17 protein-coding genes and 1 pseudogene are annotated in these 21,145 nt (G+C 70.4%); 8 read left to right on the top strand and 10 right to left on the bottom strand.

What is annotated here, in order from left to right; genetic code table 11:
- Positions 1-62: 62 nt before the first annotated feature.
- Positions 63-614, bottom strand: coding sequence for a sigma-70 family RNA polymerase sigma factor (locus tag WMF11_RS09420; RefSeq protein WP_437977227.1), 552 nt, complete (start codon positions 612-614; stop codon positions 63-65).
- 799 nt (positions 615-1,413) lie between these two features.
- Here WMF11_RS09420 and WMF11_RS09415 point away from each other — a divergent pair.
- Positions 1,414-1,548: a hypothetical protein gene (locus WMF11_RS09415; RefSeq protein WP_437977226.1), complete on the top strand. Its 135-nt coding sequence runs from the start codon at positions 1,414-1,416 to the stop codon at positions 1,546-1,548.
- Between the two features lie 138 nt (positions 1,549-1,686).
- On the opposite strand, the gene WMF11_RS09410 is transcribed toward WMF11_RS09415, so the two are convergent.
- Positions 1,687-2,739, bottom strand: a complete 1,053-nt coding sequence (locus tag WMF11_RS09410) for a sigma-70 family RNA polymerase sigma factor (protein ID WP_437977225.1) — start codon at positions 2,737-2,739, stop codon at positions 1,687-1,689.
- Positions 2,740-2,960: 221 nt separating this feature from the next.
- Between WMF11_RS09410 and WMF11_RS09405 the strand changes: the two genes are divergently transcribed.
- The 5 genes and pseudogenes from WMF11_RS09405 to WMF11_RS09385 all read left to right on the top strand — a co-directional run.
- Positions 2,961-4,073 carry a tetratricopeptide repeat protein gene (locus tag WMF11_RS09405; protein WP_437977224.1) on the top strand — a complete coding sequence of 371 codons (1,113 nt, stop codon included), beginning with the start codon at positions 2,961-2,963 and terminating at the stop codon, positions 4,071-4,073.
- 68 nt (positions 4,074-4,141) lie between these two features.
- Positions 4,142-5,695: a hypothetical protein gene (locus WMF11_RS09400; RefSeq protein WP_437977223.1), complete on the top strand. Its 1,554-nt coding sequence runs from the start codon at positions 4,142-4,144 to the stop codon at positions 5,693-5,695.
- 38 nt (positions 5,696-5,733) lie between these two features.
- Entirely contained in the window at positions 5,734-7,278 is a 1,545-nt protein-coding gene (locus WMF11_RS09395) for a hypothetical protein (protein WP_437979294.1), read from the top strand.
- Positions 7,279-7,746: 468 nt separating this feature from the next.
- Complete coding sequence (locus WMF11_RS09390; RefSeq protein ID WP_437977222.1) at positions 7,747-8,205, top strand: hypothetical protein; 459 nt, start codon at positions 7,747-7,749, stop codon at positions 8,203-8,205.
- Between the two features lie 70 nt (positions 8,206-8,275).
- Positions 8,276-9,595: pseudogene (locus WMF11_RS09385) on the top strand (tyrosine-type recombinase/integrase); the annotation flags it as partial.
- 625 nt (positions 9,596-10,220) lie between these two features.
- On the opposite strand, the gene WMF11_RS09380 reads toward WMF11_RS09385, so the two are convergent.
- Positions 10,221-13,034, bottom strand: coding sequence for a tetratricopeptide repeat protein (locus WMF11_RS09380; RefSeq protein WP_437908107.1), 2,814 nt, complete (start codon positions 13,032-13,034; stop codon positions 10,221-10,223).
- A 249-nt stretch (positions 13,035-13,283) separates the two neighbouring features.
- Between WMF11_RS09380 and WMF11_RS09375 the strand changes: the two genes are divergently transcribed.
- Entirely contained in the window at positions 13,284-14,099 is an 816-nt protein-coding gene (locus tag WMF11_RS09375; RefSeq protein ID WP_437908106.1) for an SDR family oxidoreductase, read from the top strand.
- A gap of 16 nt (positions 14,100-14,115) precedes the next feature.
- On the opposite strand, the gene hemH is transcribed toward WMF11_RS09375, so the two are convergent.
- Both hemH and WMF11_RS09365 read right to left on the bottom strand, forming a co-directional pair.
- On the bottom strand, positions 14,116-15,018 hold the full coding sequence (gene hemH, locus WMF11_RS09370; protein ID WP_437977221.1) for a ferrochelatase: 903 nt from the start codon (positions 15,016-15,018) through the stop codon (positions 14,116-14,118).
- A gap of 79 nt (positions 15,019-15,097) precedes the next feature.
- Positions 15,098-15,529 carry a hypothetical protein gene (locus WMF11_RS09365; RefSeq protein WP_437551164.1) on the bottom strand — a complete coding sequence of 144 codons (432 nt, stop codon included), beginning with the start codon at positions 15,527-15,529 and terminating at the stop codon, positions 15,098-15,100.
- Between the two features lie 238 nt (positions 15,530-15,767).
- On the opposite strand from WMF11_RS09365, the gene WMF11_RS09360 reads away from it, so the two are divergent.
- A complete protein-coding gene (locus tag WMF11_RS09360; protein WP_437551162.1) occupies positions 15,768-16,940 on the top strand; it encodes a hypothetical protein in 1,173 nt (390 codons plus the stop codon).
- Positions 16,941-16,953: 13 nt separating this feature from the next.
- On the opposite strand, the gene recO is transcribed toward WMF11_RS09360, so the two are convergent.
- From recO to tsaB, 5 genes are all read right to left on the bottom strand, one after another.
- Positions 16,954-17,673 carry a DNA repair protein RecO gene (recO, locus tag WMF11_RS09355; RefSeq protein WP_437977220.1) on the bottom strand — a complete coding sequence of 240 codons (720 nt, stop codon included), beginning with the start codon at positions 17,671-17,673 and terminating at the stop codon, positions 16,954-16,956.
- Between the two features lie 59 nt (positions 17,674-17,732).
- Entirely contained in the window at positions 17,733-18,167 is a 435-nt protein-coding gene (locus tag WMF11_RS09350; protein ID WP_044964367.1) for a helix-turn-helix domain-containing protein, read from the bottom strand.
- A 108-nt stretch (positions 18,168-18,275) separates the two neighbouring features.
- Complete coding sequence (locus tag WMF11_RS09345; protein ID WP_437551158.1) at positions 18,276-19,154, bottom strand: tetratricopeptide repeat protein; 879 nt, start codon at positions 19,152-19,154, stop codon at positions 18,276-18,278.
- Positions 19,155-19,370: 216 nt separating this feature from the next.
- A complete protein-coding gene (locus WMF11_RS09340; RefSeq protein WP_437908099.1) occupies positions 19,371-20,219 on the bottom strand; it encodes a Crp/Fnr family transcriptional regulator in 849 nt (282 codons plus the stop codon).
- Positions 20,216-21,037: a tRNA (adenosine(37)-N6)-threonylcarbamoyltransferase complex dimerization subunit type 1 TsaB gene (tsaB, locus tag WMF11_RS09335; protein ID WP_437977219.1), complete on the bottom strand. Its 822-nt coding sequence runs from the start codon at positions 21,035-21,037 to the stop codon at positions 20,216-20,218. Before tsaB ends, WMF11_RS09340 begins: the two co-directional genes overlap by 4 nt.
- Positions 21,038-21,145 lie beyond the last annotated feature (108 nt).

The following is a 21,145-nucleotide window of genomic DNA, read 5'->3' as shown; positions in this document are numbered from 1 at the left end:
CGGCGCGCTGCGGGTCGTACGCTTGGAGCTGCACCACGTCGTCCGCGCGCCAGCGTCGCGCGTCAGCGCGGGCCGACGGAGATCTCGCCAGCTTCTCGAAGCATAATTATGTTGCGCAATTCATCGATGGCTATCGCCCGTCGCTTGTAAAGCGTGGAGAGAGGCACCCCTGCCTCTTGGGCTATCTGCGTCATCGAAGCTCCGTCCAGGTCGTGTGCCACGAGAACAAATCGCAGTTCTGGATCGAGCTCATTCACTGCGTCCCTCGTGCGAATCCTGACGTGATCGAACTCCATCACAGCGGCAGCATCCGGCGCTGGATCAAGCACCTCGATCACATCGACCAACTCCTCCTTGCGGTGTCGCGCACGCTGGTGGTAGTGGGAGGCAACGTGTACGGTGATCGCGTTCAACCAGCGCGCCGGCCTGCCGAGCTTCGGATCGAACCTGGGCCAGCTCTCGCACGCGTTGAGCCAGACCTGCCCTGCGACGTCGTCACGGTGGCACCGAGGGACCCCCAGCCTCTCTAACCAGCCCCACACGGCACGAATCAGCATCGGGCAAAACAAGCTCGCGTACGCCGCAGCGCGCTCGCCTTCATTCGGACGATCCATGGCTTTACCCCCTTAGGCGATCGCCCCCTATGATGAATGCGAGGCACGGCTACGCTCACCCACGGCTCCCGACTCCCGGAAGTGTCGTGTTCAGCGGAGAGCGCTCTACGTCCTCCCAATCGGCAGCCGTTGCGGAACCCGGACCCCCTTCGTCACGCTGTACCGGGAAGCTCGTCAGCGTCGCAGCGCGCCGGGCGGGCTCAGTCCCCGTGGCGACGCGGACAGGGAGCGGCGACCGAAGCCGCGGCAGTGGAGGCGGCGGGAGCTTCGCCCGCGGGCTCCTGGCCGCAAGCTCGGGAGACGGCACCACAGGTGGAGGAACGTCGAGCGCGCGGGGAGGTAGCGTCGGCGGTTTCGAGCTCTGCGCCGGCGACGAGGCGGGACGCGCCGAGCTCTCGCGCTTGGTGACGGGCTCGCCGACCTGGATCACCACGGTCTCCTCGGCGTCGGTCCGGTGGTCGTCGTGCAGCTGCCAGAGGCGCTCCCAGTACCGAGCAGGCGTGCCGGTGAAAGCCTCCAGCTGCCGGGCAAGGCCGGGCGTCATCGGGAGGTCGCTCCTCAGCAACCGTTCCACCTCCCTCGGCTCCAACCCCGTGCTCTCGGCCAGCTTCCTCCTCCATGAAGGCATCGTCGCGCAGAACGACTCGAGGACCCTTCCTGGCCAGGGGACGGGGCGCGCACGGGCGCCTGTCAGCTCCGCGAGCGCCGCGTCGACGTGACAGTCCAGAAGGCGCCGGTATCGGTCTCGCTCACCCGCTGCCTGCTCCTTCGCATCGGTGAGGGCTGCCTCGTCGTCGTCATGCGCGTGCTCGCGCGCCTCGCGAAGCCCGCGCTCGCGTCCGAGCGCTTCGCGCGCGGTGACCGCGAAACCGATCGCGACGCAGGCTATCATCGCGAGCCCGAGCGGCGAAATGAGCCACATCGCACCAAGTAGATCCTCCATCGTATTCATCGCGTTTCGTCTCCTGGACGTGAACGTCCCTGTCTGGACGCAAGGCAGATCTCGGCCTTGTGCCGTCCGACGACACCACCTGCGTCACCGCCTGCTGGCTGTCGGAGGGACGCCGAGGACTCAGCGAATCTGCGCTAGGAGTGCTTCGCGCTCCGCGGCGAGCTGTCCTTGCGGGAACTCCCGCGCGTGTGTCTCAAGCAATCGGCGCGCCTCTGCGACCGCGTTGTGGTCCTCGATGGCCCTTCGGGCCTCGTCGATGAGGCTCTGCTCGCGCTGGCTGACGGCTGGGACCGCGGCGCGGACGGGGAGCGAGGTACGACGAACCGGCGCGCCTGACGGAGCAGGCGCCCGTGCGTCTCGGTCCTGCGCCGGCGGCGCGATCTCCTGCGCGGTCGGCGTGGCCGAAGCGCGCAGGGGAAGTTGGGCCGGAGGCGGCGCGATCTCCACGATTGCCGGAGCGGGCGCAGGAGCGTGCACCACCGCCGCCCGCAACCACGACGCCGGGTTGAACGAGTCCGGCAACGCCGCGACGACGGCGCCGGTCAGCACGACGATCGCCCCCTGCACCAGGATCTTGATGCCCAGGCGGCCTAGCTTGCTCAGCCACCCGTCGCGGCAGCGCAAATGGAAGGCGAACGGGACGCACGCAGCGTCGTCCCATCCGTGCGAGCGCTGCCGCACCCTCCGGCGTTCCACGGCCGCGTAGAGGTCCTCCAGCGCTCGGCGGTAATGTGTCCTCACCGTCTTCGGATTGATCCCCAGCTCGGAGGCGATCTCGACGAGCGGCACCTCCTCGATCGCGTGCTTGATCAAGACGTCGCGGTACTTGGGGTCGACCTGGTTGATCAGGTCGTGGAGGAGCGCCTCCCGCTGCTGCCTGCGGAGCATCTCTTCCGGAGTCGGCTCCTCCGCCTGAAGCTCGTGGTCGTCGAACGAGGTCAGGACCTCCCCCCGACGGCGTGCGTTCCGGACGTGGTTCCGCGCCTGGTTCAGGACGATGGTGGCACCGTAGGACGCGCGGGCCTCCCCGAGCTCGACCCGCTGAGCCGCTTCCAGTTCCCGCAGCAAGGCGTCCTGCGCGAGGTCCTCCGCGTCTCGCGCAGGGACCCCGAGGCGCCGCGCGAGGCGCCGGAGGAACTCGAAGCCGGTGGGGGTGCTGGCTGGCTCGCCCATCACCGGTAGAACACCTGAGCCACCTGGAGGGCTTCAAAAAAATGCAGGGCGGCCCCAGCGTCCGTCGGACCATATGCGACATGTAGGACGCGGCGTTCGCGACTGCACGAGCAGCGGTGGCCCCATTCCCCGATCGACTGGGATTTTCTCATCCGAACGTTCAGGTTTCGACATTTTCAGCGCCGTTGACGCGCCACGGCTGGCGTAAGTACCGTCCGTGTATGCGTTTTGTCGCGCAGTCGCTCTGGAGTTGCCTGCTGGTCGGCGTCGTGACCGGCAGTACCTGTCCGGTCCGTGCGGAGGACCGCAATCCATCAACCGTACGGAGCGACGATTCGAGCGTAAAAGACCATCTTCGCCGCGCCCGACGAGCTCGGGCATCGGGAAAGTGGACCGAGGCACGCGCCGCCTACAAGGCGGCCTTCGAGGCGATCGACTCGACATCTGTCACAGAGAGAGAATCCGCCGAGATCGCTGGAGAGCTGGGCCTTTGCGAGCTCAAATTGCACAAATTTCGTGATGCGGCAGAACACCTGGCTTGGAGCCTTGAGCGGCACAAGGCGCTTTCTCCTGAACAGCAAAAAGGATTCGCTGATGGACTGGCCAAGGCCGTTCCGTTCCTCGCCACCCTCTATCTGTCGGTGGATCCGCCGGATGCCGAGGTGTTCGTCGACGACAAGCCCATCGGCTTACCCAGGCGGACCTACAGACTGTTCTTCGAGCCTGGCAAGCACATGGTGCGGGCCCGAGCACCGGGCCGCGAGGAAGGCTCCCAGACGCTGGACGCGCAGGCGGCGACCGAGCCGATCATGACGATCCAGTTACCGCGCTCGGCCGTGAGCGGTACGGGCGAGGGCGAGGCAGCGGGCCCAGCGAAGAAAGCGGCCACGGACGCGCAGGCGGCGAGGACCTCCACGCAGGCTCCGGCGCCGTCGGCTACCTGGCCGGGGACGGTGCGAATTGGCGGCGTCGTGCTCACGACGGCGACGGCGGCGGCCGGCGCGGTCTTCCTCCTGCGCGCTCACGTGGTGCACACCAACCTAGGCGAGGCCAATACTGTACGTCGCGAGCAGGGGTGGACGTCTGACGCCTGCCGCCAAGCGAGCGCGCCGGGGGCGTGCGCCGACATTCATGCCCAGGTCAAGGAGCGGGACCTGTTCGCCACCCTTGGCAAGGTGTCGCTGGCGACAAGCGCCGTGTTCGGGATCGCGACGGCGGCCTCGTTTCTGACGGAAGTTGCGATCTTCGGGGACGCGCGACCAGCGGAACGGCTCCGCATCGTACCCATGGCGACGAGCGAGCGGGCAGGTGTGATCCTCGAAGGAGCATGGTGAGGGGGAGGGACATGCGTCGCATATTGAAATCGCGAGGTCGAGAGCTCCTGCGTTCCCTCGCGCCCATCATGCTCGGCATGGCCGGCGCCTCCGGCACGTCTGGGTGCTATTCTGACGACTGTGCAGAGAGCTTCCTGTGCGAGAGCCCTCCTTCCCAACCGGGGCCCTGTGACGGCAATCCAGCCACGGCGCCGGCCCTGGATGAATGCGGCGTTTTCGTCAGCGAGCAAGGCGACGACAACAGCCCTGGCACGAAGGATGCTCCTGTGAAGACCTTGCAATACGCGGTCGGGCTCGCGGCGCATGGGCGAGGCCACGGCGAGCAAGCGACCCGGCGCGTGTACGCTTGCGGCGGGAGGTTCGAGGAGGCGATCGCATTGTCCTCGGGCGTCGATCTCTGGGGCGGGCGCCTCTGCGGTGGCGGCGGGTGGTGGTATGAGGGATCGTTCGGTCGCCCGGATCACCCGACGATCATCGCTCCGCCGGTGGGGATCCCGCTGCGGGTGATCCAGGGGGAGGGAACGTCGACGATCTTCGGCGTGCGCGCCGTGGCGGCGGATGCGTCCGCGGACGATGGAAAGTCATCGATCGCGATGATCTTGAGCCATGGGGCCAAGGCAAGGGTGGTGTCGAGCGATATCATCGCGGGGAGCGGTAAGCATGGGGAGGCGGGCAAGGACGCGCACAGCTATCGAGCGACGGATGGCGTGGAGGGGAACGATGGCGCGTCTGCCTGCACGGCGGACGCCGCCGTGGGCGCCCTGCCGGTTGTCAACTTCTGCGAAGACGGCATCGAGTCGACGGGCGGATATGGCGGCGACGGCGGACTTGACGGCGGCGGCGATGGCGCGCCAGGAAAGCCTGAACCCGCGGAAAATCCGCAAGGCTTCGGGGCTGCGGGGCTCGGCGCGGGCAGCGAGATTTGCTCAGCTGGAACTGACGGCGCGCCCGGTGCCAGCAGTGGCCGCGCTGACGGCGCGGCAGGTGAAGGCTATCTCGATATCCACGGATGGGTCGGCGTCCAGGGTAAGGATGGGATGAAGGGCGGCGCCGGCCAAGGGGGGGGTGGCGGCGGCGGGAGCAAGTCGCGCGGACCCATGGTTGCGTGCCCTGGAGGCCGCCCTCAAAGCGGTGCGGCCGGCGGCTCGGGGGGAAGCGGGGGCTGCGGCGGCGAGGGAGGCAGGGGCGGCGGCTATGGCGGCGCGAGCATCGCCATCGTTGCGCTGGAGGACTCGGAGTTGGAACTCGACGCCACGAAGGTTGTCGCGGGCAACGGCGGCGATGGCGGGGTCGGCGGAACGGGCCAACCAGGTGGCGTTGGGCTGAAGGGCGGTCGCGGTGGACGCGGCTATGGCGACATGTGGGACGCGTGCAGCGGCGGCCGTGGAGGCGACGGCGGCCACGGCGGTGATGCCAGCGGTGGGCTCGGCGGCGCTGCCATCGGCATCGCGTACGTGGTCCCCCATCTGTCCATCCTGCCCGGCACGACCTTCGAGGTCGGTGCCCCCGGAGGCGGCGGCTATGCAGGAAACGCCGCCTCAGGCGACGAGGTGGGCAGAGGCGCGCGCGGCCCACGGGGTCAACTCTATCGTTTCGGTGCAGCCAACGAGCCACCCCGTTGAGTCGCGCACCGCGGCGCCGCCGTCGAGGAGTACCGATGATGTCCAAAGGCACGATTGTCCTGTTCCTTGCTCTTCTTCTCGCCACGGTCGGCTGCGGGAGCGCGCCAGGCCCGATGGATTCCGATCGACCGCCGTGTGCGCTCACATCGTCGTGCCAGGACGAAGCACCGCCGGAAGCCGTCTGTCTCGAGCACCTTGCGGCCGATCGGTTCGACGACGGCTGTGGCGTGTTCGTCACCGGGCCCTTCTTTGGCGGCGACGATGCGAATCCAGGCACGAAGAACAAGCCGGTCCGCTCTCTCCATCGTGCGATTGCCCTGGCACGCGTCGGTCGAGGAAGGGTGTTCGCGTGCAACGACGCCTTCGAAGGAGCCGTCGTCCTACCGTCCGGCGTGGACCTCTACGGGGGCCTTGATAGCCAAACATTTGAACGCTTCAAAGAGGATGTTACGACCAGCATCACTGTCCGGGAGCGCCCATACGCCATTGTTCTGACCATCGAGCCGGCGGGCGCCGGCGACACCGGGGCGGCGGATGGAGTCTCGACGCTCGACCACATCGACATCTCGGACGGGCTCCATATCGGGATGCTCATTCAATCGGGCACCGCGGTGGAGGTTACCCGGAGCGAGATCCGCTCAGCCTACGGATATGGGCGCGGCCACGGCGAGCGCTGGCCAGGGCTCAATCAGGCACCCGACGGGCCGCACGGCATCTACGGCGGGGATGCGTGCTCGGCAGGCACCGTCGCCGGCGGGCCCGCGGTGGTGAACCCGTGCGAGGGCGGGATCCCGAGCGTCGGTGGCAAGGGAGGCGACGGGCGCGCCGACGGCGCTGGAGATGGGGAGGCCGGCGAGCCCGTACCCGCGCCGGACCCCGGCCACGATGGGCAAGGAGGACTCGGCAACCGCGCAGACGTCGGTTGCTACGATGGCTTCAACGGGAAAAGCGGCATGTGGGGCGCCGCCGGCGCACCTGGCGAGGGCATCGGGCGACTCACCGAGACCGGATGGGAGGGCGATAAGGGAGCCGAGGGCGGCCGCGGCATGCCGGGCCAGGGCGGCGGCGGGGGAGGCGGGCGTCGCGGCGGACTCGCCGTGTGCGACGTGGCCTCCAAGGGAGGTGCCGGCGGCGGCTCCGGCGGCGCGGGGGGCTGCGGCGGTCGAGGCGGCCGAGGGGGCGGGAACGGCCAGCCGAGCATCGGCATCGCCGTCCTTCACGCCAAGCTGACGGTCCGCGACAGCGTGATCGGGACGCTGGCTGCGGGGCCGGGCGGCGATGGCGGGGAGCCGGAGCAAGGCGGCGACGGCGGCAGGGGCATGCCAGGCGGGGCCGTGGGGGACGGCACGTGGTCGTGTGGCGGCGGCGAGGGAGGCCGAGGAGGCGACGGCGGCTACGGCGGACCCGGGCGCGGCGGCGATTCGATCGGCATCGCCTACCTCGACGAGGACCAGCTCACGCTGGAGCGCGTCAGCTACGAGCTCGGACCGCCGGGCAAGGGCGGCGTGAGCTGGGATTGGTCTGGCGACATGATCACGGGAGAGGACGGGAGAGCCGTCAAGACTCTCCGGTTTCCGGAGTAGGATCAGCGCGCATCAGGCCAACGCTGGGAGCCAAGTGCTGCACTTACGCCGCTGGCGGTCCTCCGTAGCCTAAGGAACGTCCGAACTGGGGGTGGCCAGGCGTCCTACGCGGGCGCCGCGGATGTATCACGGCGAAATCCTGCTGCTCGCGGCGCGCCTCGACGCGCGCGAGCGCTGGTCGCGTTCTGTGCGTCTACCGTAGCTCCCCCTCCGTGTCGCCTCCACGCGTGGTGTCGGCGGAGCGCCCGAAATTACCAAATCGGGCCCGTCGCAACCCGCCGTTTTCCAGGCAGTCCTCCGGCAAATTCGTGTCGAATTACCGGCGACGCAGAATTACCGTTTCGTGCCACTTCCGGAAGCGTCGGTCACGGTTGCGAACGACCCCAACACGGATGGAGGTACAGCATGACACGAGCGGCTCTCGCGCGTGCCTCGGCACCCCTTGCCCTTCGTCAGGCGGACAACAGCATGCGCGTGATCGAGAGGACATTCCCGGAGGTGTCCGCCAGAGGATCGTGCCCACCGAGGGGGCTTGCCCAGCCCGCCACGGCAACGGCGACGCTCGCGATCCCACTGGACGGGCTCACGCTCACGGCGCCGCAGCCGGAGATGCTCTCACAGAGGAACGTCGAGTCGGTCACCGGGATCCCGGCACGCGTCTTCCTCGACACGATTCGCGGGCTGGGCTTCCCGCTGCCCGTCACGAGGCTTGGCAAGCTGCGCCTGGTCCAGCGCGAGGCGTTCATCGCCTACCTCCAGGCGCTGGCCAGTGACCCGGTATCACGGCGTGCCGCGGAGGTGGATGAGCGCACGCGGGTTGCCGCCGTGCTGGCCTCTGCCGGCCTCGAATCCGCCCCATGTCCGCGCACCGGCCAGGCGAGCGCTCCGCCCGCAAGAACAAGCCGTGCTAGGCTGCCGCCGAAGTAGAGCGGGCCCGCTCGGCGCTGGAACGCCGGACGGGCCCTTGATCGACCCCCGCATCACCGGAGACCGACCCATGACCGACGTAGCCCACCGGCGGGCGCGCGCCAAGCGCTCGCCTGCCCTCTCTTCCTCTTCCCCTCCCGCAGCGGCATCGACCGAGCGGCGCGCGCGTCCGAGGCGCTCGGTTGGGCGCCCCTCGCAACCCGAGGAGGGAGCCACCCCCGACACGGCCGCGCAGGGCTCGGCGAGCTCGGCGGAACGCTCGCTGGCCGAACTCCACCCAGCGGCAGGAGAGAAGCGCGCCAATGGCTCCGGATCCGTCCGGTTGCGCGGAAAGACATGGACCGCGCGCCTCAGCCTCGGCGAGGCCGGTCGACCCACGTTCAGCCTGCCGACGTGCCGGACCGAGCACGAAGCAAACGCGCGCCTGGAGGTGCTGGCCGACCTCGCGGGGCGCTTGCTCGCTGCCGGTCAGATCGTGCTCGGCATACCGCTGCTGGAGCACGCTGCGGCGCGCGAGGGCAGCGCGCTCCGTGATGTCCGGCTCGCGATCGACCAGCTGTGCAAGGGCGAAGTGCGTGCTCGAGCAACCGGAGAATCCACGTTCGGCGAGTTCGCTGAGCGAGTTCTCTCTGGCAGCCTGACCGAGCAGTACCCGGATCACGTGAAGGCAATGCGGGGCGTGAGAACCTATCGACACAGGCTGAATCACGTGCTCGACGTGCTTGGTCCTGTCCCTCTCGTGCGCTTCACGCTCGACCACGCCGATCACGCGATGTCACTGCTCCCGGGACACCTGGAGCCCGGGTCGCGCAGAAACATCGCGAAGGTCATCCATCGTATACTCGCACTGGCCACCTATCCTGCGCGCCTTATCGGAAGCAATCCTTTGCCGCGCGGATGGATTCCGAAAGTTGATGGAGAAAAGGCGAAGGGATATCTCTACCCTGACGAGGACCATCGCCTCATGCAGTGCGAGGACATCCCGCTGTGCATTCGGATCTATTATGGCTTCCTCATTCGCGAGGGAATGCGCGCTGACGAGGCCGGCAAGCTGGAATGGTCGGATTTGGACCTTGACCGGGGAGCCGTTGTTCTCGACGAGAACAAGACGGACGATCCTCGCGCATGGGCGCTTTCACCCGATGTTGTGCGGGCGCTCCGGAAGTGGCGAGAGATCGGTCCGGAGAAGGCACGCGTCTTCGTAGGAAATCTGGGCACATCCTTGCCCGGGCACAACGGAGCGAAGGACTTTAGAGCGAACCTTCAACGCGCTGGCATCAATCGACCTGAGTTGTTCGAGACCACTGCCTCTAGGTTGAACATCCGCTTGCACGACACCCGTGCAACCTTCATCACCATCAGGCTTTCCACCGGTCGCACAGAGACGTGGATCTCCGATCGGACCGGGCACAAGTCGAGCAGCCAGATCCACCACTACAAGCGCGCCGCGCGCAAGGTCGCGGAGCTCGGCCTGGGCGACTTCGCCCCCCTGGATGAAGCGATCCCCGAGCTGACCGACAAGGGCGGCTCGGTAGCGGGCGGCGGCCCAGTGTCCGAGGAGACGGGCTCAGTGAGCAGCGCGATCTCCATCGCGGCCGCGCCGCTCCACCGGGCGCTGACCTGGGGCGACGTTGCCGTCCCTGCCACGGAAGAGGCGGATGCGCCCAAAGGCGGCCCGTTGGGCCCGCGTTGGGCCACGCATCAAGAGGACCCGGTCGCCAGCGAGCCAGAACCTATCGAAATTTTTGTTCTTTCTTCCGATCCCGCGTCGCCGCCAGGGAAGAACCATAAGGTCCCAGCGGGCTCCACGTCTCAGGCGCGCCTTGTGTGGCGCGCGACGAAACGTCCCAGATGGCATGGCCCGAAGGGAGACATGCCGGGCGGTGGTGCATGCGCAAGCTCCACGCTCCCGCCTCGGCGGATGGCCGAGCGCCCACCCGCGCCCTGCCGCGCGGAGACCCCCTCCGGCGCGTGCAGCCGGGATCTCCGCCCTCCCCTCTCCCCTCGCCCGAGCCTCAGTCCGGCATCGCCCGCGGCGCAGGCGGCGACGCGCCCTTCATCGTCTTCTGGTACTCGAGCGCCTGCTTCGCGTAGTCGTCCCGCTTCATCTTCGCGTACGCCTTGGCGAGCTCCCCGTAGATCTCCGCCGCGTCCCCCGGCTTCGGCCCGGACAGGAGCGCGCTGTTCAGCTCGTAGATCGCCGACACGTGCCGCCCCGTGCGCGCCAGCGCCCGCGCATAGAGCCGGTGGATCTCCGGGTTCGCCACGTCGACGAAGATCGCTCCCTCGCCGACCCTGCGCGCCTCCTCCCACGCGCCGCGCTCCACGAGCAGCCGGAGCAGCCGACGCCAGACCCGGCGATCGTGCTGGTCGAGGAGCGCGAGCCGGCGCAGCGCCGAGAGCTCGCCCGCCGCGTCCTTCTGCCGGCGCGCGAGGTCGTAGAGCCCCTGGAGCGGCTCGGCCTGCGTGGGATCCTGGCGCGACGCCGCCTCGAGGTTCGCCTTCATCTTCGCCGCGTCCTTCTTCAGCTCGGCGAGATCGGCGAGCTTCATCCGCACGACGTAGCCGTCGTTCCCGTCGGCGATCATCTTGCTCAAGAGCCTCGCCGCCTCGTCGGGCTTCTTCTCGGCGAAGGCCGCCCGCACCTTGAGGTAGGTCGCGTCCGGCTGCTTCGGGTCGACCCGGAGCGCCTCGGCGAGCACCGCCTCGCCCTCCTGGCGCTGCCCGTCCTCGAACAGCGCGAGCGCGAGCTCGACGAGCCGCTTCGCGTCCTTCGGAGCGCGCGCCGCCGCCTTGCGCGCCTCGTCGAGCGGCGGCGCATGCAGATCCGGGACGTACTGCTTCTCGTAGCGCTCGAGGCGGGGCTTCAGCCACGCGCGGAAGCGCCGGTCGAGCTCCTCCGCGCTGATCCCGAGCGACTCCTTCACCACCTCCTGCGTCCGCTTGCCCGCGGCCCACCGGGGCAGCATCGAGACCACCTTCGGGAAGCCGAACTCGCCCGCCATGAAGACAACGATCTGGCTCGCCGCGAAGTAAGCCATCGTCACGTCCTCGATGTCGTCGACGTGCGTGAACGCACGGTTGAACCCGTCGACCGCCGGGATCCTCCCGCCCTTCAGGGCGGCGAACAGCGCCGGATCTTCCTCGCGGTGCCACTCGGGCCGCCGCACGATCGTCTCGTACTCGCTGAGCCCCTCGGTGAACCAGCGCGGGACGTGGTTCTTCGACATCTGGATCGCGAAGACGTGCCCGAGCTCGTGCCACAGCACGTTCCCCCAGTTGAACTCCCCCGCCGCCGGGCTCAACGCCGCGAGCGTCTGGCCGAAGCAGACGCCCTGGATGCCCACGTTGGGCAGGCCGCTCGTCCTGACGCTGAAGTTCTCCGTCGACGCGTAGAGCTCGATCGAGACCGGGACCTTCGGCGTGAAGCCGTAGCGCTTCACCATCGAGCCCCAGGCCTCCTCGAGCATGCGCGGCACGTACCGCTGGAGGATCGCGCGCTCCTGCTTGTGGTAGCGGACGCGGAACGTCTGCCCCTCGACCGTCACGTACTGCGCCGCGATGTCCTTCTCGTAGAGGTTCAGCGTGTTGAAGACCCGCACGTTGAAGCGGTCCTTGTCCCACGCCTTCTGGAGCGAGAGCACGCCGCTCTTCTCGTCGCCGGCGCGGATCAGGTTCAGGCCGAGCGTGGCGTGCGCCTTCGCGTCGTTCGGATCGACCTGCGTCGCCTCCCCCATCATCTTGACGATGTCGTCGTAGCGATGCTCCCACTCCGCGAACTCGCCGACGATCTGGAAGAACCGCGAGAACTCCGGGTTCAGGCCGAGCACCTTCGCCTTGATGGCCTCGAAGCCGGCCGCGTCGTCGGCGAGGAAGCGACCCGCCGCCTTGATCGAGAGCAGCGCGAGGTCGTTCGGGTTCACCTTGAGCCCGCGGTCGGCCGCGGCGTCCGCGGCGTCGATGTCCATGTCGCGGAGCGCGAGCCCGGCGCGGACGAAATACGCCTCGGCGAGGTTCGGATTCACGGAGAGCGCCTGCGCGACCTCGCTGTCGGCGCCGCCGAAGTCCATCGCGCTCTCGAGCTTGACGCGCGCCATGGCGACGCGGCAAAGCGGATCCTTCGGGGCGAGCTTGAGCGCCTCCTTCACGACCTGACCGGCGTGGCCGGGGTCGTATTTGTCGAGGAACAGCTCGGCCCGCCAGAGCAACGTCTCGACCCGCTGCTTGCCGCCGACCTTCTCGGCCGCGTTGAACGCGTCATTCGCGTCGCGCGCGCTCCGGAGCAGGTGCGCCGCGCGCCCGACGAGCGACAGCCCCTCCGCGTCGCTCGCGGTGATCTTGTCGTCGTTGTAGTCGTCGATGATCGTCATCAGCGGCGCGCGCGCCTCGCCCCGCTTGCCCGACTCGATCAGGAGCTCGCCGAGCACGAGCCGCGCGCGGCGGGCCTCGTCCTCCCGCTCCACCTCGCGCACCGCCGCGATCGCCTCGGCCATCTTCCCGCGGCGCGCGAGCGCCTGGGCCCGGAGCGGCGCGGCGGCGATCCGCGCCTCCTTGCCGAGCGCGGCGGCGGCCTTCGCCGTCTTCGCCGCGTCGTCGTAGCGGCCCGTGAGCAGCTCGATCCGCGCCTTCGCGAGCAGCGCCGCGGCGCGCTCCTTCCCGCCCTGGAGGCCGAGGACGACCTTTTCGGCCTCGGCATAGTCGCCCTGCGCGAGGAGCGCCTCCGCGCGCGAAAGAGAGGGGGACGGCTCGCCGGAGGCGGGAGCGGGGGCCGCGCAGGCGGCGGCGACGAGGAGAGCGGCAAGAGAGCGGCGGATCGAGTGGTTTCGCATGTCACCCCGTGCGCAACCGTGCGCGACCGTTCGTCAATCGTGCACGACCGCACGCAAACGAACGCAAACCTACGCAAACTTACGCAAAACGAACGCAAACCTACGCTGAGACGCGGCGCCCGGTCGAGCCGGGTGAGGCCATCGTAACCGACGCCACCGGCGCGACCGAACGGCGAAAGGCCGAGCATGAGCGAGCGCGCGAGGGCGCGCCAGGGCGCGCGCTCCGGCGATCGTGGTATGCGGGCGTCCATGGCAAGCAAGCTCGCCGGGCGGGTCGTTCTCATCACGGGCGCGTCGTCGGGGATCGGCGAGGCCCTCGCCCGGGAGGTCGCGCGGCGCGGCGGCCGGGTCGTCCTCGCGGCGCGGCGGGCCGCGCGGATCGAGGCGCTCGCGACGGAGATCCGACGGTCCGGCGGCGAGGCGCTCGCGGCCCCGTGCGACGTCACGCGCGACGGCGACGTGGAGCGCGCCGTCGCGCAGGCGAGCGAGGCGTTCGGGCGGCTCGACATCGCCATCGCGAACGCCGGGTTCAGCGTGGCGGGGCGCGTCGAGGAGCTCGCGCTCGACGATTTCCGCCGGCAGTTCGAGACCAACCTGTTCGGCGCGCTGCGCACCGTGAAGGCCGCGCTGCCGGAGCTCAAGCGATCGCGCGGCGGCGTCGCGCTCGTCGGCAGCGTCCTCGGCTACCTCGCGGTCCCCGCGGTGGGCGCCTACACGATGAGCAAGTTCGCGGTGCGCGCCCTCGCCGAGACGCTGCGCGCGGAGCTCCACGCCGAGGGCGTCGCGGTCACGCACGTCGCGCCGGGGTACGTGGCGAGCGAGATCCGCCAGATCGACAACGCGGGCAACCTGCACGAGGGCGCCCCGGATCCCGTGCCCCGCTGGCTCGTCATGCCGGCGCAGACGGCGGCCCGACAGATCATGGACGGCATCGCCGCGCGGCGCGCCGAGGTGATCGTCACCGCCCACGGCAAGCTCGGGGTGTCGCTCTCGAGGCACGCCCCGGGGCTCCTCCGCGCGACCGTCTCGAGGCTCCCGCGCAAGCGCCGCGTCAGCAAGCGCTGAGCCGGCGCGGCGCCGCCTACGGCGCGGCCGGCGCGATCTCGCGCCGGACGAGCACCTCCAGGGCGTCGATGAAGCGCGGCCGCGTGTTCACGGCCGGCGCCCGGGAGAGCCGCGCGAGGCCCGCCTCACGGGCGAAGACCTGCGCCTCCACGTCGAGATCGTAGAGGGTCTCGACGTGATCCGCGACGAAGCCGATCGGCGCGATCAGCGCCTCCCGCACGCCACGCGCGGCGAGGCCGTCGAACGTCGACCGCAGATCCGGACCGAGCCAGGCGTCGCCGGTCATGCCCTGGCTCTGGAAGGCGACGAGCACCGGGTTCCCGCGGGCGGCGATACGGCGCTCCACCTCGGCGGCCATCGCGCGGAACTGGCGCTCGTACGGATCTCCGGCGGCGATGATCCGCTGCGGGAGGCTGTGGGCCGAGAGGATCACCGCCGCCTTCGCCCGGCCCTCCTCGGGGATGCGCGCGAGCGCCTCGTCGATCACCTCGACGAAGGCGTCGATCAGCGCCGGCTCGAGGCCCCACGCGGGCACGCACCGGACCTCCATGCCGTCGAGCGCGGCGGCCGCGTCGCGGACGACGGCGTGGTAGACGTCGACGGACTGCGGCGCGAGCGGCAGCGAGACGACGCGCCTCACGCCGCTGCGGTGGAGCGCGCCGAGCACCTCGGCCGGATACGGGTGCCAGAGGCGCCCCGCGATGGCGACCGGGAGACCGAGCCTCGCGGCGAGCGCGTCCGCCTGGGCCTGCGTGATGCGCATGAGCGGCGAACCGCCGATCGCCTGGAAGCGGCGGCGCACCTCGTCGATCACCTCCGGCGGGGCCGGCCTGCCGCGGCGGATATTGGTGACGAATGCGGGCAGATCGTCGAGCCGCTCGACGGTACCGTGGCAGCTGAGGAGGACGGCGGTGGTCACGGCGCTACTCTACATCGGCGCCGCGCGAGCAGCGCAGCCCTCGCCGGGGCGTGAGGGCGCCGCCGCTCGCTGCGCTGGCTCAGTCCGCGTCCCAGGCGACGACGACGCGATCATGGCCGATGAGGCCGTTCTTCTTGCGGGCCAGGTGCTGCGCGACGACCCGATCGCCGGCCGCATAGACGCGCACCTCCATGTACGCCAGCCCCTCGTCGGTCTCGATTCCGTCCAGGATCTCCGTCGAGTCGAGCTGGCGCTCCCAGCCCGAGACCGGATCGCGGAAGAGGTCGCTCTTGAGCCGCTCCAGGATCGCGTGCCTCCCGCTGGTGACGCTGGGGTGGGCCGGCGGATCGCGGCTGCTCACCTCCTCGATCACGGCGTCTTCCGCGTAAATCCGGGAGAGGGCCTCGATGTCCTTGCCCCTCAGGGCACGGGTGATCTCTGCGAGCAGCCCACCGTTCACCCGCTGGGCCGAGGGTCGCGTCCGCGCCGAGCCTTCCATGCCCGCTTGCATGGGACGCAGCGGCGCAGGCGTCGAGCCCGTGCCAGGGCCGCGCGGCAACGGTGACGGTGATGAAGCGATGAAGCGCCGCATCCCGGCAGCGACATCGGGGCCGCGACGCGACCGTCACGGATGCAACAGACGAGCGCTGAGCTCGGTGGGCAGCCCTCCTCCACATGGCCACAAGCCGAGATCGCGCGGCTGGCGGCGAGTTGCAGCGCCAGGACGGACGTGATGAATAAGGAAGGTTATGACGCAGCGCCGCACGGTCGTGCTCGCCGATCTCCATCTCGTGCGCCAGACGCCGCGCGACGTGACCGCCGATCTTGCCCGGTTCGTGGAGGCCCACCGGGGGGCACGCATCGTGGTCGCGGGCGATCTGTTCGATCTCTCCTCCGAGTCGCCCTGGATGCCCCGGCCGCGTGCGCTGCGCGAGGCGCTCCTCGCGCACCCGACCGCGCGGGCGGCACTCGCCGAGCACCTCGACCGCGGCGGCGAGCTCTGGCTGGCGGGTGGCAACCACGACGCCGAGGTCGGGGCGCCCGACTTCCCTGTGGCGCTGGCGGAGGCCCTCGAGGTGACCGGCGAGGCCCGGTCGCGGATCCGCACGACGCCCTGGTTCTTCCGCGAGGGGGCGATCCATCTGGAGCACGGCCACCTGTACGATCCGGACAACGCCCCGGCTCACCCGCTCGTGGTCGGCGAGCGCAGCCTCGGCGTTCACTTCGTCGAGGAGTTCATCGCGCCGACCGGCGCGCACCGCTATCTGCAGGCGAACGATCAGACGCCGCTCAGCTTGTTCCTGTCGGCGTTCACCTGGTACGGCCCTCGCGCGCCCTACGTCATCTACCGCTACTTCCACGCGGCGATCGGCGCGATGTTGAAGAGCGGCCCGCTCTACCGCGCGGGAGGCGAGGCCACGGTGGGCGCCGCGGCCATGGAGCGCTTCGCGCACGAGCTCGGGGTGCCGCGCGCGATGGCGGACGCGCTCGTCGGCCTCGGGGCCACGCCGACCCTGGAGAGCGCGGCGCGCACGTTCACGCGCCTGTACTTCGATCGCGTGATCGCGACGCTGTCGATGGGCGCCGGGATCGCGGCGCTCGGGCTCGGCGCGCGGGGGACCGGCGCCGCGGCGCTCGGGCTCGGCGCGCTGCTGATGGGCGCGAGCTGGGCGAACGGGCACAACCGCTACGCCGGCACGGTCGCCGAGCGCCTGGCCGAGAGCGCCGGCCGCGTCGCGAGGACGACCGGCGCGAAGCTGGTCGTCTTCGGCCACACGCACCGCGAGGCGCTCGGCGACGGCTACGCGAACACCGGGAGCTTCTCGTTTCCTCGCGCCGCGCCCGGCCGGCCCTACGTGGAGATCGAGGGGCCGCCCGACGCACCGCGCGCGATGACCCGCTTCTGGCGAGCCGTGGCGTGACTCTGCGCTCGCTCTAGCCTCCGCTGGCGTGCGCGGTGAGCGCGCCCTCGACGAGGTCGAGCGCGAGCGGGACGTCCTCTTCCGGGATCGGCGCGCCGCCGAGCATCGCCGCCAGCAGCCGCTCCCTCGGCTCCGGCCGCAGCACGACAGGTCCGCCGCCACAGGCCCGGCAGACGAGGCCGCCGCGCGCCGGGTCGGCACAGGCCGACTGCGTCGTGTCGCAGGCGCGCCCGCAACGGACGCACTGCATGAGCTCGAGGCCCCAGCCGAAGGCGACGAGCAGGCGCAGGCCGGTCTCCGCGAGCAGCGCCTGGGGAGGGGCCGTGGACACCTCGTCGAGGCGGTCGAGCAGCTGGTTCAACTCGCTCCACGCCGCCTGCTCGGCGGTGTGCGCCGGCGCGATCTCCCGCACCCAGCGCAGCGCGCGCCCGGCCACCTCGAGGCGCCCGAGATCCCCCGCGAGACGCAGGCGCGGGCGCTCGATCGCCGCTTCCGTGAGCTGGGCGAGCTCCGCGCCCGGGCGGATCTCCAGGGTCACGCGGAGCAGGTGCATCGGCTCGAGCGCCGGGAAGCGCTTGGCCGAGCGGCGCGCGCCGCGCGCTGTGGCAGAGATGAGCCCCCCCTGCTCGGTGAAGAGCCCGACCAGGAGGTCGGCTTCACCGAAAGGTACACGCCGGACCAGAAGTGCCCCGGTCCGGAGGCGCTCCGTCCGCAGGCGAACCGATCGAGGCATGGCAGGTACCGGCGGTTATGGCGCGAACCGCGCGCGAGCGCCCGGCGAAAATTTGGCCCTCAGGCCGAGAGGGAGGTACGAGCCCTCGCGAGCGTGCCCTCCGACAGCTCCGGCGGCATGTCGTGGCCGCGGGGCCTGAGCACGATGCTGAGCGCCAGCGTGAAGAGGATGAGCAGCAACACGAACGCGATCGCGACCCCGAAGCGCCTGCTCTGGGTGCGGCGCGCGGGCGCCGCGATGGGCAGCGGTGTCACCAGCGCGATCCGGCGGCTCGCCGTGTATCGGGCCAACACCTCCTCCATCGGGAGCGAGACCGCGCGAGCGTACGCCTTCAAGAACCCCCGAACGAACACCTCGCCGGGCAGGTCGTCGAAATGATCTGCCTCGATTCGTTCGATGGAGATCACCGGGATGCGCGTGGCGCGGGCGACTTCCTCCACGCTCATGGCTCGGGCCTCACGCGTGCGTCTCAGGTAGCGTCCGATCGACTCCATCCCATTCCACCCATCGTCATTCGGTCGTCACTCTACTCACCCTGAGAACCGTTGCTCAACCCCCTAGCGCGCCCCGCGGTACTTCTCGGACAGCGGCGCGCCGAGGCCCTATTGCAACGTCTGTAACTGTGCAGCGCAGCGTTGCCCCACGGGCGTCGTCGCGTTGATCTCCCGGCACCGCTCGAGATCGGCGCGCGCGTCGTCCACGAGCCCCCTCTTCTCGGCGATGCGGGCGCGCGCGTCGAACGCGTCCTGCAGCCGCGTGCACTCCGGCTGGTCGGTCTCGACCGCCCTCGTCAGCGCCTCGCGCGCCAGATCGAGCTCGCCTCGCTTCTCGTAGGCGAGGCCGAGCCGGTACTGCCCCACGCAGAACAGCGGCTGCGCGGCAATCGCGCGCCGTAGCGCGTCGATGGCCTCGTCGTTCCTGCCCTTGAGCAGGTACGCCCAGCCCAGGTTGCCCCACGACTTCTCCGGCGAGGCGTACAGGATGTCCTCGGTCAGCGGCTTGAGCACCGCGATCGCCTCGTCGTAGCGCCGCTGATGCACGAGGATGACGCCCAGCGCGTTCTTCGCGTCCCGCATCTCCGGGTTCGCCTCGAGGGCCCGCCGCGCCATCTTCTCGGCGCTGTCGAAGCGGCAGTCGCTGGAGTGAGCATCACCCGCGCAGAAGCCGAGCAGGATCAAGGCGCCGAGATAGGACGCCTCGGCGTTGTCCTCGTCGTGCGAGAGCGCCTGCTCGACGTGCGCCAGCGCCTCGCGCAGGCGGCCGCGCTGGAACGAGTCGCGCGCGAGATCATATTCCGCGAGCGACCGCGCGTCGCTCGTCTGCGCCGAGGGCTGCGCGCCGCCGCCGCACGACACGAGCGCGAGCGGCGCAACGAACGCGAGGGACGCAAACGACAACAGCGACCCCATCGACACGACAGCAGCCGCGCCGCGGATGCACCCCGCGCGGGTCGCTGCTGTCCTGTGTCGCTGCGAGGTCATGTGCGATCTTGAATCCGCTGCCGAACGATGCCGCGGCGCGGCACATTGTCAGGACGGGACTTCGCCTGCCCTGCGGGGACCCCTGAGTAAACCAGGCCGCTTGTCACGTCAACCTGCGAATCTCCCGGGAAGACGCGGCGCGTTCTCGGGATCCCGATTCGGCTTCCAGCAGTTATCAGGTCGGCGTAGGATGGTGGCGCAGGCGGTTCCTGCTCGTCACTGTTCGCCACGGATCTCGTCCTTGAGACCCAGCAGGCCGAACAACCTCCGCAGCGCTTCGATATCGGGGATCTCGAGGCGCTCGTCAGCGACGCGCAGGTACTGGCCCTCCCGGAGCTGCTGGACGGCACGCTTCACCGTGTCGACGTCGAGGCCGACGCGGGTGGACAGCTCCATCGGCGAGATCGCGAACGAGGCGCCGTTCGAGGCGGCGCCGCCGGTGGCGCGCGACTGCTGAGCGAGCTTGAGGAGCGCGTTCACGACCTTCGACTGCGTGTCGGTGAGCATCATGATCTCGATCTGGTCCTCCGCGTCGCGGAGCCGACCGACGAGCTGCTTGATGATGCGCATCGCGACGGCCGGGTTGCGCTCGACGAGGTTCTGCAGCGTGCCCTGATCGAGCGCGAGCGCGACCCCGCGGGAGAGCGCGATCGCCGTCGACGAGCGCGCCGCGCCGCCGAGGAGCGCGGATTCGCCGAACAGATCGCCGGGCTTCAGGACCATCAGGCTGCGCTCGGCGCCGCGGACCTTCTTGATGAGCCGGACCCGGCCTTCCTCGAGAAGGTACGCCTCGGTCCCGGGCTCGCCCTCGCGGAAGATGACGTCGCCGGCCTCGAACGGGCGGCCAAACCGGGCGCGGAGCCGCTCGGGATCGGGCCCCGCCTCGGCCGACTCCAGGGGGGCGGACAGGGCGACGGGCTCGTCGCGCGACGCGGCGGGGGCGGAGGGAGAGCCAGCGGGCTCCGCAGCCTCGGCGGGCGGCGGAGCGCGCTCCGCGTCGCTGGGGCTCGAGGCCTCGCGCTCCGCGTCCGGTGCGACGCCGTCCCCTTCAGGCGAGCTGATCATCGGGGCGGAGTGTATCCCAGCTCGGCCGGCTTCGCGTCCGGCGCGCGCACATAGAGCGGCTCCAGGAGCGCCGGATCGTGCGGGGACGCCGCTGGCCCGCGCTCGCCGCTCGCGGCGGCCGCCCGGAGCCGGTCGATCGCGAGGCGTCCGATCCATGTCGCGTCGGGGAAATCCAGGGCGTCGCCCCGCGCGGCGAGCGGCCGGAGCGCCTCGATCTCCTCGGCGACGGCGCCGACGACGACGATGCGGCGCCCCGCGGCGAGCTCGGCCACGACATCGAACGCCGCGTCGCGCGGCAGGTGGCGCGGCGGGATCGAAGGCGCCGCCGCGGGCGCATCGAAGGCGGCCAGAAAGACCTCCCCCTTCTTGGCGTCGATCAGCGGGACCAGGAGATCGCCGGGGCTCGCCGCGCCAGCAGCGAAGGCAGCGGCGGCCATCGCCTCGAGCGAGGTGACGCCGGCGACCGGGACGTCCAGCGCCAGCGCGACGCCCTTGGCCGCCGCGACCGCCACCCGGACCCCGGTGAACGAGCCAGGCCCCACGTCGCAGCCGAGCGCCTGCAGCGCCGCGGCCGGTAGGCCTGCCGCGGCGAGCACCTCGTCGACGGCTCCGAAGATGCGCTCTGCGTGCCCGTGCAGGTCGGCGTAGGTCATCGCCGCGAGCAGCCGCGCGCCGGCCGCCGGCGCCGCGGCGAGGCCGGCGGTGGAAAGCGCGCCGCCCCGCGACGCCGCCGCCTCGGCGTGCAGGACCACGTCCGCTGCTTCGAAGAGGGCGGCGCTGCCGCGCGGGGTCGAGGTCGAGAGGGCGAGGAGCTTCAAGGCGCGCTCGGGAACGTTGCAGCCGCGATGCTGTCTGGCAGAACCTCGGGCCAAGGGCAACGAGCTTCGGCGAGGCGCTGGGGCCGCTGTCCGTTCGACGGGGCCAAA

This window comes from Sorangium sp. So ce295 (genome assembly GCF_051527405.1).
GTDB classification, from domain to species: domain Bacteria; phylum Myxococcota_A; class Polyangia; order Polyangiales; family Polyangiaceae; genus Sorangium; species Sorangium cellulosum_B.
Note: the sequence above shows the minus strand (reverse complement) of the source record. Positions and strands in the feature narration are given on the sequence as shown.

Excerpts from the sequence above, each read along its gene's own strand:
- WMF11_RS09395 (WP_437979294.1), top strand. The coding sequence starts at position 5,734 with ATGTCCAAAGGCACGATTGTCCTGTTCCTTGCTCTTCTTCTCGCCACG.
- WMF11_RS09420 (WP_437977227.1), bottom strand. The coding sequence starts at position 614 with ATGGATCGTCCGAATGAAGGCGAGCGCGCTGCGGCGTACGCGAGCTTG.
- recO (WP_437977220.1), bottom strand. The coding sequence starts at position 17,673 with ATGCCTCGATCGGTTCGCCTGCGGACGGAGCGCCTCCGGACCGGGGCA.
- WMF11_RS09340 (WP_437908099.1), bottom strand. The coding sequence starts at position 20,219 with ATGATCAGCTCGCCTGAAGGGGACGGCGTCGCACCGGACGCGGAGCGC.
- WMF11_RS09345 (WP_437551158.1), bottom strand. The coding sequence starts at position 19,154 with ATGACCTCGCAGCGACACAGGACAGCAGCGACCCGCGCGGGGTGCATC.
- WMF11_RS09380 (WP_437908107.1), bottom strand. The coding sequence starts at position 13,034 with ATGCGAAACCACTCGATCCGCCGCTCTCTTGCCGCTCTCCTCGTCGCC.
- WMF11_RS09365 (WP_437551164.1), bottom strand. The coding sequence starts at position 15,529 with ATGCAAGCGGGCATGGAAGGCTCGGCGCGGACGCGACCCTCGGCCCAG.
- WMF11_RS09405 (WP_437977224.1), top strand. The coding sequence starts at position 2,961 with ATGCGTTTTGTCGCGCAGTCGCTCTGGAGTTGCCTGCTGGTCGGCGTC.
- WMF11_RS09350 (WP_044964367.1), bottom strand. The coding sequence starts at position 18,167 with ATGGAGTCGATCGGACGCTACCTGAGACGCACGCGTGAGGCCCGAGCC.
- WMF11_RS09390 (WP_437977222.1), top strand. The coding sequence starts at position 7,747 with ATGCGCGTGATCGAGAGGACATTCCCGGAGGTGTCCGCCAGAGGATCG.
- WMF11_RS09400 (WP_437977223.1), top strand. The coding sequence starts at position 4,142 with ATGCTCGGCATGGCCGGCGCCTCCGGCACGTCTGGGTGCTATTCTGAC.
- WMF11_RS09375 (WP_437908106.1), top strand. The coding sequence starts at position 13,284 with ATGGCAAGCAAGCTCGCCGGGCGGGTCGTTCTCATCACGGGCGCGTCG.
- WMF11_RS09410 (WP_437977225.1), bottom strand. The coding sequence starts at position 2,739 with ATGGGCGAGCCAGCCAGCACCCCCACCGGCTTCGAGTTCCTCCGGCGC.
- WMF11_RS09360 (WP_437551162.1), top strand. The coding sequence starts at position 15,768 with ATGACGCAGCGCCGCACGGTCGTGCTCGCCGATCTCCATCTCGTGCGC.
- WMF11_RS09415 (WP_437977226.1), top strand. The coding sequence starts at position 1,414 with ATGCGCGTGCTCGCGCGCCTCGCGAAGCCCGCGCTCGCGTCCGAGCGC.